This window comes from Shewanella sp. MF08487 (assembly GCF_050848685.1).
In the GTDB taxonomy this organism is placed as follows: domain Bacteria; phylum Pseudomonadota; class Gammaproteobacteria; order Enterobacterales; family Shewanellaceae; genus Shewanella; species Shewanella glacialipiscicola.
In genome coordinates this window covers 170,567-185,236 of sequence record NZ_JBOZPB010000003.1, presented here as the reverse complement: position 1 = coordinate 185,236, position 14,670 = coordinate 170,567, and the positions used below count along the sequence as shown (strand labels likewise).

Here is a 14,670-nt window from a genome sequence, read left to right as displayed (position 1 = left end):
GACTGTAGCATTGCATTAAATAAAGCGAATGTTTCGGCCAAATGCAGTTATGAGCGTCTGTCTGCTATATCAAAATCGCTAGGGTGTGGTGATAACTAAGGCTTTTTTAAGTAATCGCCCCGCATGATCTCTTATCCCAGGAAGCACCACCGCTTTTACTGTTTCTCCAATCGGTTGGCTGAAGGCTGCGCGCTGCTGTTGGTTAAAATCAAAACTCTGTCCCGTCGTTGGCTCAAAGAGCTGATAGGGCTTTTGCTGCCAGTTGTGGTTATGCCAGCCAAGTGCAGTCGCAAGCAATTGGGCCTCGGCTTGGCTGGCGGCTCTATTTTGCTGTTCGCAGCGATCTTTCAGTAAGTCCCATAAGCGTTTAACACTATCGAGTTGGGACATTACCGCAACTGTGCTAATTAAATCTGTACTTGAAGGCTCAGCGCCGCCGGATGCATTAAGGCCCAAATCGGCACTTAAGCTTAAGTCTTGCCTGAGGATATTTTGTACTAGGTTATTTTGCGCTTGATTTGCTTTAGTCAACGCTAATTGAGCCTGTAGATATTGCTGCTCCAGTTGCTGCAGTTTTGCTGTAACAGACTGTACAGCGTCTTCTAACATGATGTTTTTACGCAACTGCTCGTTAAGCTGTAATTGTAATTGTTGCAACTGCTGCTCGAGTTGGCTATTTGCCCCATGTGACTGCGCTAACTGATGCTCAAGGGCTTGTAGCTCAACCAAGGCAGTTGGCAAACTGTGCGCCGCTGTTAAGGAAGTATCTGCGGCTAAAGTGCTATTAGCAGTAAAGCTGCTGCCGGCATCAGTATTATCGGATGTGTTGCTATGTGTCTGGTGGGCAAGCTGCTGGATCAAACTTTTTAAGGGCACAAAATGTAACAGCAGCAGCTTTAAGTCAAACACGCTTAACTTCGGGCTACCTGAAAAAAAGCTTTTATCCTCTTTAGCCCAGCTGTAACTGAGTTCATCTAAGCGCTTTTGTTCATCAACGGTTAAATGCACAAAAGTGTTTTCTTCTTGGTGATCAGGCATGTCTATCCGCCTCTAGTTGCTCTATCAGGCCACGCATTTCAGGGCGCGGCGTTAATTGCTGCCGCTGCGGTAATCTTGAAACAAAACCGATAATTTGACGTTGAATTTCTATTGGTAGGGTTTTAAATTGTCGCTGCAAATGGTGGAGAGTTTCTTGACTAGGTTCTGGGTAAGGGTTGGCGATTTTAAAGGGTTCTATCCGTCCGGCTAATAAAGCCAGTTCTGTCCCATCGATAACGGTAAATACCCGAGGAAATAATGTAGGTAGGTAACTCATTAACTGCTCTGCATCTACACGACGAAGTATGGCATTTTGAGCAGATAACCGTTCATTATCCTTCATGATTTGTTCTCTATCCAGCTGCAGTTGCTGTGTTAGTGCTTCATGCTCGCGATGAGTCGCCGCCTGTAACCTTTGGCGTTCAGTGGTGTTATCTGTAGCAAGCAACATGGGCAGGAGCAACTCAGCAACCAAGCTTCTTTTAGGTAGCTCGGCATTAATAGTCAAAGCACTACGTTTGGCTAACTGCTCATAGGACAGAATCTGCCAACCACGCTTAGACAATTGAACTAGCAACTTAGGCAGCGCAGCCTCTAGGGTAGACTGACTCTTAGCATCGTAAATTAGTTGCAACGGATAATCTCCGCCAAGACGTGAATCTATATCGGCAAGCGCTTGGGAAAGCAACTCCCCTTTAGTGCAAGCTAACCATTGCTTTTCCCCCTCGATAGGGAGTTCAACTGGAACTTGATTAGCGCTGAGCTTCCAAGCTGCAAGATAGTCTTGCACTAGAAGGATAACCACAGATGTTAACTGGCAGAATTGATTAGATGTCATTGGCCTATTCTTTCATTCTTGATTGGGGATCTGGCGAGCTTAACTTGTCATTGTCATTGTCTTCAAAGGCTTCAAGGTCAAATTGCTGAAGCTTTGCGACGGTTTTGTCAAAGTCAGCAAACAGTGCGTCTTCTTGGGTTTCAGATTGATCAGATAAATTCATCTGGGCAAACCCGCTAGAAATTGAGCTAAAAAATCCCATTTTTACTCCTTGCCGATACTGTCGGCACTGTTTTTTATGCTGTGCCAGTTATCACTAGCTTTATCAAGAGCTGCAAATAGCGCTTGTTTACTCTCAACCCCACTGCTATTGACTAAGGCATCTGCCATACCTTCTTCCATGCGGTAAGCATCGCCCGCACTGAGTTTACGTTCAAGATAACCAAAAACATCACCGCTTAACTTACCTTGCTGAAGTAGCGAATCCATTCGATTAACAGTAAAAAATTCTGGGTTTGCCACGGGTAAAAGCCAGATAGCAGACAATGAGCCAGGGGCTGCATCAAACTTTTTTTCTAATCCAAAGGAGCCTACGCCAAGGCCTACAACGAGCCTTTCGATATCATTGCGATTTTTGGCTTTATCAGGATCAATTTCAAAGTTACGCAGTGCTTCAACGTATTCGTCAAAATCATCAAACTTTTCAGGTGTGATCCCCTCTTGCGCAGCTTGCAGTGCCCGCTCCCCCATTTGCTTAACGTCTTCGTCTGGCTTTAAAATCCCTACTGCTTGTAAAAAGTTGTTAGCAAACTGCCCGAGTGCCTCGCCTAGTTTGGGTAAATGAGTCGCGATAGTGCTTAGCACAGGACCGAAACTACTGGCAAACGAACTCAACGCACTGCCAATAGTGCTGCAGGCAGAACTAATGGCTGTACTAAAAAAGATTAAAAATCCCATAATGACACTCCTAATAATTAAAATTTTTGATAATTAGATAATTGGTGAAGAACCTTTTTACATTCTCTACTGCTAGATTTTGCCGCGTTGAGCTTATTTATCACCTCAGTAGCAGTACTGGTCGCTAAGGTATTGAGCATGGTTGATAAGCCCTCACTCCAGATTGCAAAATCGGTCGCAGGGAAAGGCCAAATCGCATTTGTTGTCGATTTGGTTCGCAGGGTTGGATGACAATCTCGCATCAATGCCAGTAGCTGCATCGTAAAAGGATGAGTTGGCAATGGTAAATTTGCCCCCCTGCTCCATTCATCTTGATTAACGGGATTCTGCGCTGCAATTGGCTGCCATTTCTCTAGCCACTGTATCAAGGCCTCAGAAAGTTTTAGCTGTTTTAACTCGGTTATACTCGACGTCCCCAAAATCGATGGCGTTATTTCTAGTAATATATTCAATGCCTTGCGGCCAGAGTGCACAAAATCAGCAAAAGATAATTTTTGTTCATCTTGGGTAAGCCAGCCAAGGTGAGTAAGTGTAGGATAATACCTGGCTCTCTCTTGCCAGAGCTGATTGACTGCCAGTTGATTAATATCATCCTCGGATAATGGTTCTCCATCGGTTTGCGCTAGATCTGCGCGGATAGCCCCATGGGCTGGTCCATGCCATCCGCCACAAAAAATAACCGCCTCACCTGTAGCCAAGTTCGGTAAATAATCACGCTGTGCCTCATCCATCATCATGGCTTCGCCCATTGCACGCCTATCGTCCTCAGCAAACAAACGATGAACAATCTTGATATGGGTATTTTTAATCACATCAGCCACTAACTTGGCTGGAATTTGATCTGCAATGATCAAGCCTTCACCGTATTTTCGCACCTCGGCAAGTAAGTCAGCAAAGGCGTCAACGGCCATTGCGCGCGCCTTATCGCCTGGCTCTGGTTTCGCCAACAAACGATGGGCTTCTTCTATCAATGTTAAATGGCGAAATGTACTGTCTTTTCCATGCCGGTAGCGTATGGCTTCACTCACCGCGCCCAACAACAGCGCCATCATTAGCGCCTTACCTTCGCCATCTTTAATTTCTTCTAACTCAATTACGACCTTGTTATCGAGTAGCGCATCAACATCTAGCGATTGTGGCACATTGAGAATATCCCCGAGTACACCATGAGTCAGACTGGTCAAACGTGAAACCAGAGAGCCACGATATTTTTCTTCAAACTCTTTACCCATTCCTTGCTCTGGGATCAACTGATCAAGCTGACGGATCATATCTCCCATGGTTGGCCAAGCCTGCGCCGCTGGGTCAAAAGGATCATCGCAGCAAAAACACGTGTTATCTGTTAGATCCCAGCCCTTTTCCTCGTAGGCACGCACAATCGCTTGCTCAACTAAAAAAGGCATAGATGCTTCCATCGGGAAAATCGCAGCAAATACATTTCGTAAAAATGACACGTGACTTCTAATATGCTGTTTAGGGTGCACCAATGCGAATGGATTGAGCCGCAGACTACGTTGTCGATCGCCATTAGGACGATAATAGGCCACCTGATTAGGCATATGTTGATGTAAGGCACGGTACTCAGTTTTGGCGGGTTCAATAACCAAAAAGGGCAATTTCGATTCGATTAATAAATTAAGGCAGGTAGTCGTTTTGCCTGCTCCAGTGACCCCCGTGACAAAGATATGTTTATTAAAATCAGCCTTGTTAAGATTGATTGAATTAGTGTGTTGCTTACGGCCTCGATCAATCACCGCCCCTAATTTAAGCGCGTCATCAGCTTTAACTCTTGGTAAATCAACAATAAACTCCACTGTTTTGCGCCGGCGCAGCCCCGGTAACTCATGCCGAGGTAACCCAGCAACCATAGCGAGTTCATCACCTGTCAATAACGTCGAAAACTGTGATTCATGACTGTTAGTGATACTGTGAAACAATGAGTTTCTATAGTTAAGTGATTGCTTTAACGTTGGTAACTGTAATATCTGCGCGGCAGAGGTTTCATTAAGATCAACGACTTCAAGTGGGCTGACTGTGATTTCTCCCCCTTGATAAGTGGAACAAACGGTATTTTTTAAACGGCGATAACTGGATGGCGTATCCGCCGCAAGGTAAATGGCTGTGCCAAATAAGCCTTTAGTTACGCCCTTTTGCAGCCTAGGGATAAGGGACTTTTCAATATGATCGAGCAGATGCTGGGCGCGTTTATCGGTCACTTCTTTAGTTAAACCAATATTGTTCCCTGCAGAGCGATTTAGATTATAGGTCTCGTTAACACTGGTTGAACGGCTACTACCTTTAGTATCAGCAACACTGGTATTGGTTCCCCAATTTTTGCCTTGAGTATCGCCACTAGAGGTTCCTGACGAGTGATTGGATGATGAATTGTCATTGGAGCTCTTTCCAATATTTTTACTCTGCGAAACACCGTCATTTTTACCGCGAGTATCGGTTCGCCCAGTATTGGTGCTATCCGATGTCCCTTCACTGAAACTATTGCCTTTTTGCTCATTGTGATTACTACCCGCTTGAACACTGGTTTTCACCTGAATGGATAGTTCACTTGCCAGTTCATAGGCATCATCTAGATAAACTCTCGCATCTTTACGAGTTAAAGGTTGCGTCACCACAACCATTTGCCAATTAGCAGAATTAATGCTGTCTGAGTCACTGCCGCTGCCTGAAAGCAAAGTTCTAACAAGTCTTTCAATACCTTGATAATCTTCTTCGTTACTGTCTTGTTCTTGACTCTTTCCTGTTGGAATACCAAGTACAACACCTTTATGCTTACTTGCTTGCAGACGCTCCATCAAGGGCTCAATGCCTTCTAGCTTAGAAAGATTAATCCCTGGCAATTGGCCCTCAAGCGCCCCGCGTAAATTTTTAAACGCTTCATGCCCGTCTGCTGCAGAGGTTAGCTGGTTAACCCCAAAATAAAGGGCAACCCCTTCTAAACTAACATCAAGCAAATAGACAAACTGAATTTGATCTTCATGTTCTAAGGCAGCATAAACATTAGCCAATGCCAGCCTATATGCGCTTGGATTCTCATCATTAATTTCTTCTACGCGTAAAAGTTTTAACGATGAACTGGGTAAGGATAATGGCAGTTGAGCAAATTGAGGAGTAGGCATGCAGGCTATGTGCTGCAAAATATTGCTGCGACCCACAACGGAATCGGAAAATTTGGTGATGACTTCTTGAGACATGCAACAATCCTTATCACAGAGCCAGAAATATAGACTGCGTCAATCCCTGACAAAAAATTAAAAGTAATGATTACCTTACGAAGATATTGGTCAATTTCGATAAACCAGCCTCAATCATCGTTGCAGGACGTTTTTCAAGCGCCCCATGACACTTAGGACAGCGATCAAACCAGTTGTAGCCACGCGTAATGACATCACTTTTAAACACCACTGTTTTGTGCCAGTCGCAATTCGAACAAATAAATGTCGTGCAAGGGGGAGGAACAGGCATGGTAATCCTTACGCAAGCTTGAATGTGACACATGCTACACGATAAGACTTAACCTTTACTACTCACTAAGATCATATTTTTAATAAATATTTTTATATATTAAGGCATTTTCATCCTTACTGTATATACGGTATTCAGCAATACAGCTGTAAGCACATTGTGGTAAACACAAACACATTAACTTAAACATCAGTGGCATCATGCAGGTGTGGTAGCCTCTTGCCAGACTATATAAAATTCTCACTTCACAATTTCAATTAAACATGCGATTTTTTAAAATATATTACTTAAAATTAACGTGTTATAGTATTTTAAATTAAAAACAAGGTAGCCAGAATGGACTCGAAAGCTCAAAACATGCGTCAAAAAGTACAGCATATTTTAGATAGTAACGCATTGCACTCTCACCAAATCAATGCTGCACAAAAAACCTTTAATGCATTATCAAGTGAGCAAGTCAGGGCCATTGTTACCGCCGCGGAAATGCAAGCAGGCAAATCGGGAATCGCGCTGGCTTTATGTTGTTTACAACGACTTAGCTTAACTGATCAACAAATTTGTAACAGAGCACAGCTCAAAGATACACTTTACCTTGTCACAATGCCCGATACCGCACTCAAAGAACAAGCTGAAGAAGACTTAAAACTAGCCAAAAACGTTGTTGTCAGTAACTTTGTTAACTTTGAAAAAGCGCTTGAGAATGAGTTCAAAGGCAACCCACCTAAACTGATTATTATCGACGAATGTCACTATGGCTCTAATGTGGCAGCCGTTCGATATAGCAAAATTTTCGATTATCTAGAACAAGAAAACGATTCCTGCAACGTTGTGTTTATTTCAGCAACACCTTTTGGTGCGCTTTACGGTGCGGAAACCGAATATCAAGAAGCGTTAGAACTGCAAACAGAAGCAGAATCTAAGCAGGATGAAGAGCTTTTAAAAGAAGCTAATGATGTTGCCTCTAAAGCACTAAAGGATTCGATTTTAAGACGCGACTTCAATACTCGCCTGGTTTTTCATAAAACAAGTGATGAGTATTACGGTGTTCGCGAAATGTTAAATAATGGTAAGGTTAAAGCGCTTATTGACGATAACCGCAATTTTCTTTTCCCATCGCAGGAAAGAGATGCATTTATAACTCAATTTAAGCAACACGAAGGGATGGGGTGGTCGTTAGTTAGGGTACCAGCAGGATTGGCAATGGAGGCCAAACAATTTTTAATCACGCAAGGAATTGACGAAAACGCCATCTACATTATCGGTAATTCATTGAGTGGTGTACCAGAAGACGAACATTGCTCAATTGAAAGATTTAAAAAGGAGTTTGATGACGCATTGTTGTTCGAAGATAAACTGATTGCGATTACGGTCGCCAGCGCCCGCGCAGGTATCAATTTCGGTGCGATGATGAAAAACAATCTCATCTCTACTTGGGATAGTACAGTCGCCAGTGTCGCTGCAGTGGTTCAAGCAAACATAGGCCGTGCCTGCGGTTACCATGGCAATAATGCATCGACCCACTACACAAACTTAAATGCAACTGAAGCATATGGCGCAATCCTAGACCACTTAGAACTTACCTGTTCCGACAACGCTGCCTCTGATTTTGATGGATTGAAAGAGTTTTTTGATGATATTTGTCAAGAATATCAAGTAAATGGCCTTGATGTTGGACTTACAATTAAATACAAACGTCGTAGACCAATCGGAGATGTAGAAACCTATAAAACCGATAGTTACGTTGCAGTCCCAGCGAAGCTGCTTGAGGAAGATGCAGATTTTAGCCAATTCACTCGAGACAAGCATTTTTTACAGGTAATAGACGTTATTCGGAATGAATTTACTGCTAAAGGAGCTCCCTGCGTCAAAGGCAGTCGTGCTATGCGCGGTAAAGGCAAAAACTGGATCAAAGCGCACTGGGTAAATGGCGATAGTTTTGACAATCCAGAAAAAGCCCGCGCGGACGGAACTCAAAAACAAAAAACATTTTTATATACGCAAATACTCGATGACGGCGAATACCTCGAATTTAATAGAGTCGTAGCCCCTGGCTCTGGCGAACTATCAGAGAACAAATTGATAGCTGCAGCCATCTTTAGTGTTTACAACATTTCTCGTCGTAAAGTTGATAAGAAAATCATGTCACTAGAGGATATTTGGGAAATGTGTGACCATTTCGGAATCGAAAGAGATGACACTATGTTAGTGCTTTATAAACGTGGAGAATACGATATTGATCGCTCCATCAGTAAAAAACAGCACAACGAATTACCAGAAAAAACAGGCTCACTTAGTGATGAATCCCACTTTTCAGACAAAGTAAATTCTGCACATTAAAAATACCGATGAGCCTTAGACTATACAGCTGGGTAACCTAATGACCGCTTTACACAAATATCGACAACAGGTTGAAAATGCGATTTCAGCAAATACCTTCGAGCATCAGCGTAATGCTGCAGCAAAAACCTTTGCAAAATTCAGTGCCGGTTCTCGAGCAGTTGTGTTAGCCGCTGAAATGCAATCTGGTAAATCAGGGATTGCACTGGCGTTATCCGGGTTGCAAAGACTTTCGCTTACCGACGACCAAATAAGTGACAGAAAGCGCTTAAAAGATACGCTTTACTTAGTCACCATGGCCGACATTACACTGCAAGAACAAGCCAAAAGAGACCTTGCACCTTGTAAAAATGTTGTCGTGAGTAATTTTACTCACCTTGAAAACAGCTTAAAAAGTGATTTTAAGTATCAAGCACCAAAGTTAATCATTATTGATGAATGCCACTATGGTTCAAGCAGCGATAGCGTGCGTTACCATAAGGTTTTCAACTATTTAGAACGTGATAATAATGAGTGCAAAGTCGTCTTTGTGTCTGCAACGCCGTTCAGTGCATTATACGCTGCGGGTGAAGATTCCATTTTGCGCCACAATTTCAGCACAGCCCTCGTATTTCACAAAACCAATGATGAATATCATGGTATCAGGCAAATGCATCGTAATAACCAAATCATTAAACTTGATGAAGATTATCGCGACTTTTGTAAGGACTCCTTGCTCCGTAACCGTTTCATTCGCCAGTTTAAAGAGCATCAAGGCCCTGGTTGGTCGCTTGTTCGAGTATCCTCAAGCCAAGCTAACACAGTAAAGCAGATCCTTATTAATCAAGGTGTGGCCGAAGAACAAATTTATATTATTGGCCAAAAACTGGTGGGCGTTGAAGATCATGAGCTCTCCTCCATCGATGACTTTAAACGAGAATATGAAACAGCAACGATGTTTGATGACAAGCTCATCGCAATTACCGTTGCTGGCTTCCGGGCAGGCGTCAATTTTGGTCAAGAGATGAAAGAAACTCTGATTAACACCTGGGACAGTACCATCTCTAATATAGCGGCAGTTGTTCAAGCGAATATAGGCAGAGCATGCGGATACCATCAAAATGTCCAAGCCAAACATTTTACTAATTTGGATGCAGTTCGAGCCTATTCAGATCTTCTTGAACACTTAGAAGCCAAAGATAACTCTGATGATTTTGTCGGCTTGCATCAAGTTTTTGAAGACATCTGCAATAAATATCAAGTCAGAGGATTCGATCGAGGAACGGTCATCACGCCAACGGCTGAATCAATAATAAGTAAAAAACTCGATGATTCGTCAACTTTCTTCACAAAGGCCTACCTCGTGGTACCCGCAATGTTGTCAAAAACAGACGCCGATTACAGCGCTTATACTACAGATCCTGAATTACTTCAGGCTATTACGCTCATTCGTTCAGAATTTACCTCCGATGGTCCCCCCTACCCCAAGAGTGGCCGCGCTATGCGGGGTGACGACAAAAATTGGATTAAAGCCCAATGGGTTAATGGTGTCACCTACGATAACTACAGCCCCAGTTGCGCCAAGGCACGCGCGTTGGATTTCACTGCAAAACTAGATAATGGAATTGAAGTCGAATTTAACCAGATAGTTAACCCTGGCGGTGGCGAAACAACATCAGATAAGCAAGTTATGGCTAGCATTTTCAGCATCTACAACTTATCCAAGCAGACTGATGCTTTTAAACGGGCAATGGATATGGATGACATGGCTGAGATTTGCCAAGCACTGGATTGTCAAATTGACGATACGTTAATATTACTGTACCAACGCGGCATCTACTCACAGTCATTAACTGAACAAAAACAAGCAGATTCAATTCAGTTATCTAACATAAAACATCAAAGCGTTTTTAAATAAAAGAAGCCGCTGATTTCAGCGGCTTCTCATTATTCTATCTACGAGGCTAAGCAAATTTTAGCTTAAACAATCGACGCTTTTAGCCTTAGCTATCATATCTTTTTGCTCCTCAATCGTCTCTTTAACGATTTTATCAAAGAACTTTTTTCTCTCTCGATGATGCATGTCGGACAAAATCAGAGAAAGCCGTCGATTTAACCTTATTACGTTTAGTAAACATTACTTCCTCCCATTTTCAGCAGCCTTGAGTCCTACAATGGCTTCCAAGGACTCGCGATTTAATCGCCTTGTCAGTGATCTGCTTATCGTCCAACACTCAGCACCTTATCCAACTCACGCTTGCCTAATTTTCAATACAGGCGTCAAACACTCCTGCAGGCTCAATCCACCATGGTTGTAATAGTCGCCAGCGGTAAAGGCGCCGACCCCCGGTGCCATGGCAAGCGATACCGCATTATTCCAATGCCAGCCCACCTGCGGAAGATCGGTCGAGGCGTTATCGTGCAAAATGGCGCAGCGGGACAAATACTTACGCACCAGTGGCTTATCCAGCTCGACCTTCGGCAGTTTGTCCGGCAACCACAACCAACCATGGTCTGTCACAATGCGAACCTCACGCCAGCCTGCATCCAACAGATGGCAAACCCTATCGGCCACTTCATTGAGCACAGCATCAATCCCCAAAGGCAATTTGCGCTGCTGCTGGTGGCCCAGGTTATCCAGGTCGCCAGTTTGTAACCAGGCAAGTCCTTCTGGCTCGCCACTATCAAGCCCCTCTAAATACTGCCACCCGTGTTCTGCCAGCAGCTTTTTAAGGTGATAAGCGCTGAAATCACTCGAAGTCGCCGCAACAGACGGCGTAAAGTCCTGAGTATCCTGCGCTCCCGTTAACAAGCCTGCAATGGGTGTCACTGCGGCTTTAGCGGTGTCAGTCAATGACGGCAATGCACTCCACTGGCTAGTAAGCTTGGCCTGTATTTGGCGCGCAAATAGCTTTTGCTCCAACCATTTGGCGCAGTCATAACGCAAACCATCAACAAAAAACACCACTAAACCTTTGGCAAGATAACCCGCAGTGGCCTCGTTAATCTCCCCATCGCCAGGGTAACCCTGACGCCTCACCAATCCCTGGAAGTTATGGGTCACTTCAGAGAGCCAAGGAGAATAGATAAGTGCAAGTACTTCTGCCACCAGCTCTTGCTGCTGAGGCTCTATTGCCAGTGCCATCGCCTGCAGTGCGGCGGCATCGGCTTGCCAATAAGTGTCACAGTAAAGGGCTGCCATCTCTTGAGGTGATTGATGGGTAAACGGCTGCGCCGTCAGCTTCGCCACTTTGGCAAGCTCGGCCAAAATTTGCAGATACTTAGATTGTCCTAAGCGATACCAAAGCCAGCCTTCACGCACCTGATGGGTTTTATACAAATCCGCAATGTTGCTCCTAACCAAGCTCAGTTCGCCCTGCCCCAACGCCACTAGGGCATTCATCAATCTCTGCTCTTCGCGGGCGTTTTCGATGGGGTAATGACTAAAATCCGCCGCCAAATCGACTGGCACAAGTGTAGCAATCGCAGTGAGGAGAGAATGCAGATTATGGGCCGAATCCTCAAACCGCTGCCACACCTCAGCCCAAGGCCCCTCGGCATTAAGCATGGCTGCCAACATCTGTTGATGGGTATCATCACCTGGTTTCAGACCGAATTCACTCTCACAGGTTTGGCAAAATAGCTGCCACTTGCTTTCATCCCACTGAGCACGTTTCTGGCCGGGATGATTAAGCCACCCCAGTAAATCTTTAATGGGATCGTTAAATACCAACTCTTGAAAGTCTTTCGCCTCTAAACGACGACCTTTCAGTGCATCCACTTGGGTTTCAAGTAAATCACGCAGCACTTTGGGAATGACCTCTTGAGTACTGTTATCTTTAGCCACATCCAGCTCTAGTCCAACCCTTGGGTTTGTCAAAAACGAGCCAACACTCCAGTCTCGTCCAGCAGTATTATAAGCCCACCAGCTTCCGCGATATTGTAACTCTGCAAGCGGCCGTAAATAATCCGGACAATCCTCAATGGCGCGCAGCGCCTTACGCCCCACGCCTGGTAAATAGATGATAGGTGTGCGCCCTTGGGGAATTTGTATCTCTTCGAGTACCCCCGCTATCACACACTTAAGCCAAATGGCAGGGCCGATTCTCTCACCGGGCTTATAATCCCCCAGCTCAATCAGTTCTGGCAGGTATTCCTTAATCAAGGGCATGGCGCTCTGCCATTGGCGTGCTTCATCGGTCCACAGCACTGCGGCTGGAGCCACTTGCACAGCAGGATTGAAAGCCGCACTTTGGCGCAGTTGCTCAACCAGTTTATCTATCACTTGCATTCTTTACTTCCCTGCTACTTCAGGTAAACAAAACAGCGTCAAGGCTTTATCAACCATCACTGCCGTTCTTTGCTCAATTTGCTCAATCGACCAGAGCTCGGCCTCGGCCAGTTCCTGGTTCAAGTACAAACCATTGTTATACCCCACAGGACGCTTGTCGCGGGTCATACGGTCACGTTTTTCCAAAAAGCTCTTATTACCCAAGGTGCTGTTGTAACCCGAGATGGTTAAGTTGCCCAGGCGATGGGCATGGCTTTGCCTGTATTGCTCCGCCAGCGCCCTATCGCCATCTGCCATCATAGCCACCCAGGGTTCAGGAATATTGGCGCCTTGGGGGAATACATGCTCGATGGTCCACACAAACTGCTTACCTTCCATCGCCCATAAATCGACCTGCTTTTCCTTGGTCATCATGCTTTCTTCAATGGCACATAAAATAAAGCGGCAAACCCAGGTATTGTCTTCATACAAGTTACCGCTAAGCGCCTGGCGAAAATGCTCATCGGTGGTACTCACGTTTGTCAGAGTGCTGGCTATGGCACTCACCACCTGCCCGCCCTGGCAGTTTAATAGTTGTTCGGTTAGCTCCATAAAGATGCGGTTCAGATCGCGGGTTGCTGGTATGTCTGTGGTATTACGGCGTACAAAGAAGTTAATCAGTAGCCTCACAACCTGTTCAATCTGGTTAAAACTCAATGCCAAGGCTTCGCGCTTGGCAAATAGCATCAGTAGTAACAAATAAGAAGGTGCTCCTTGAATACGATCCAGACTTTGCAGTAAACGAGTTAACTTAGGCTCCCCTGTTACCGCACAATTACCCACAATTTGTGCGTACCAGGCAGAGTGGTTACGCATCGCCTGTAAGAACTGCTGCGGATCGTGGGCAATCAGTTTCTCAAATATCTGAATGAGATTAGATTTGGTAGCGACAGGCACGCTGATAATATCTTTAAGCTCCGGCTTAAACGCGTTGTAGTACTGGCGGAAAAAACGCTCCTGCACGCCATAGTCATCCCCCAAGGCTTCCATTACCTTGGTCCAGCTAACAAAGGATTTATCAATGCTCCCAGGCTCCACTTGCTCCAACTTAGCCAGTAGCTTGTTTTTCATCAAATCAATGGCCGTCAACGGTACACCGCGGTTATTGAGAGACTCAAACAAGGTGTAGGCGTCGGAGTGGCTCGCCACTTCAATTTTTACCAAGGTCGCGGCATTGACTTTATCCAGCAGGGTACTCAAGGCCTGCAGCGCATCCGCAGTACCTGCCACATACTCGGCGATACGCATCATAAAATGGCGGTAGGCTTTAAACACCCGCCGGTTGCCAGCATTGGCAAGCCACTCAGCCTCTTTCAAAATGCCAGCTTCTTTGAGTACAGCCAGGTAATCCTGCTGATTAGCATTTTGAACCTGGGGTACCAATCTGGGCTGCTCGGCATTTTTCTTTAGAACCAGCTTATGCTTTAGGTTATACAGCTCTATTTGCTGCTCCATAGCAAGTTCAATCCCCTGCTGCTGGAAACTGGCATAAATTGCCGCCAACAGCAGTGACAAGGTCGTCATCCGCTGTTGACCATCCACCAGTTCCAGCTGCTGCACGGACAGGGCATCTGTACTTTGATTGATGCAGATAATCGAGCCCAAGTAATAACTCAGGTCATTTTCCAGCAAATCTTCAAATAGCGCATCCCACTGCCACTTGCCCCAGGTGTATTCACGCTGGTAACGAGGGATGGCATACACCACCCCAGCTTCGATATCGAGCAGAGTTGAAACTGGGTAGTTAAATACTGATTTAATCATCCGTGAT

At 45.0% G+C, this 14,670-nt stretch carries 9 protein-coding genes; 2 read left to right on the top strand and 7 right to left on the bottom strand.

Translation table 11 applies throughout. The features are described from left to right. Positions 1–78: 78 nt before the first annotated feature. Genes ACRN9H_RS03430 through ACRN9H_RS03410 form a run of 5 tightly spaced genes read right to left on the bottom strand, consistent with a single transcriptional unit; the run spans position 79 to position 5,982 of the window. The gene (locus ACRN9H_RS03430; protein ID WP_432312473.1) at positions 79–1,038 is read right to left on the bottom strand and encodes a hypothetical protein; all 960 of its coding nucleotides are present in this window, start codon (positions 1,036–1,038) and stop codon (positions 79–81) included. Continuing rightward, on the bottom strand, positions 1,031–1,876 hold the full coding sequence (locus ACRN9H_RS03425; RefSeq protein WP_432312472.1) for a hypothetical protein: 846 nt from the start codon (positions 1,874–1,876) through the stop codon (positions 1,031–1,033). Before ACRN9H_RS03425 ends, ACRN9H_RS03430 begins: the two co-directional genes overlap by 8 nt. Before the next feature lie 4 nt (positions 1,877–1,880). Further along, complete coding sequence (locus tag ACRN9H_RS03420; protein WP_432312471.1) at positions 1,881–2,078, bottom strand: hypothetical protein; 198 nt, start codon at positions 2,076–2,078, stop codon at positions 1,881–1,883. A gap of 2 nt (positions 2,079–2,080) precedes the next feature. Then, a complete protein-coding gene (locus tag ACRN9H_RS03415; RefSeq protein WP_432312470.1) occupies positions 2,081–2,773 on the bottom strand; it encodes a hypothetical protein in 693 nt (230 codons plus the stop codon). 17 nt (positions 2,774–2,790) lie between these two features. Next, positions 2,791–5,982 carry an ATP-binding protein gene (locus tag ACRN9H_RS03410; protein ID WP_432312469.1) on the bottom strand — a complete coding sequence of 1,064 codons (3,192 nt, stop codon included), beginning with the start codon at positions 5,980–5,982 and terminating at the stop codon, positions 2,791–2,793. A gap of 607 nt (positions 5,983–6,589) precedes the next feature. On the opposite strand from ACRN9H_RS03410, the gene ACRN9H_RS03405 reads away from it, so the two are divergent. Beyond that, positions 6,590–8,590, top strand: coding sequence for a DEAD/DEAH box helicase family protein (locus tag ACRN9H_RS03405; protein ID WP_432312468.1), 2,001 nt, complete (start codon positions 6,590–6,592; stop codon positions 8,588–8,590). A gap of 40 nt (positions 8,591–8,630) precedes the next feature. Beyond that, positions 8,631–10,487 carry a DEAD/DEAH box helicase family protein gene (locus ACRN9H_RS03400; protein WP_432312467.1) on the top strand — a complete coding sequence of 619 codons (1,857 nt, stop codon included), beginning with the start codon at positions 8,631–8,633 and terminating at the stop codon, positions 10,485–10,487. 333 nt (positions 10,488–10,820) lie between these two features. On the opposite strand, the gene pglZ is transcribed toward ACRN9H_RS03400, so the two are convergent. Further along, a complete protein-coding gene (gene pglZ / locus ACRN9H_RS03395; protein WP_432312466.1) occupies positions 10,821–12,860 on the bottom strand; it encodes a BREX-1 system phosphatase PglZ type B in 2,040 nt (679 codons plus the stop codon). A gap of 3 nt (positions 12,861–12,863) precedes the next feature. After that, on the bottom strand, positions 12,864–14,663 hold the full coding sequence (locus ACRN9H_RS03390) for a DUF262 domain-containing protein (protein ID WP_432312465.1): 1,800 nt from the start codon (positions 14,661–14,663) through the stop codon (positions 12,864–12,866). Positions 14,664–14,670: the final 7 nt, after the last annotated feature.

Bases quoted from the DNA above. Each gene is read 5' to 3' on its own strand.
- ACRN9H_RS03405 (WP_432312468.1), top strand. From the start codon at position 6,590: ATGGACTCGAAAGCTCAAAACATGCGTCAAAAAGTACAGCATATTTTA.
- ACRN9H_RS03400 (WP_432312467.1), top strand. From the start codon at position 8,631: ATGACCGCTTTACACAAATATCGACAACAGGTTGAAAATGCGATTTCA.
- ACRN9H_RS03430 (WP_432312473.1), bottom strand. From the start codon at position 1,038: ATGCCTGATCACCAAGAAGAAAACACTTTTGTGCATTTAACCGTTGAT.
- ACRN9H_RS03420 (WP_432312471.1), bottom strand. From the start codon at position 2,078: ATGGGATTTTTTAGCTCAATTTCTAGCGGGTTTGCCCAGATGAATTTA.
- ACRN9H_RS03410 (WP_432312469.1), bottom strand. From the start codon at position 5,982: ATGTCTCAAGAAGTCATCACCAAATTTTCCGATTCCGTTGTGGGTCGC.
- ACRN9H_RS03415 (WP_432312470.1), bottom strand. From the start codon at position 2,773: ATGGGATTTTTAATCTTTTTTAGTACAGCCATTAGTTCTGCCTGCAGC.
- pglZ (WP_432312466.1), bottom strand. From the start codon at position 12,860: ATGCAAGTGATAGATAAACTGGTTGAGCAACTGCGCCAAAGTGCGGCT.
- ACRN9H_RS03425 (WP_432312472.1), bottom strand. From the start codon at position 1,876: ATGACATCTAATCAATTCTGCCAGTTAACATCTGTGGTTATCCTTCTA.
- ACRN9H_RS03390 (WP_432312465.1), bottom strand. From the start codon at position 14,663: ATGATTAAATCAGTATTTAACTACCCAGTTTCAACTCTGCTCGATATC.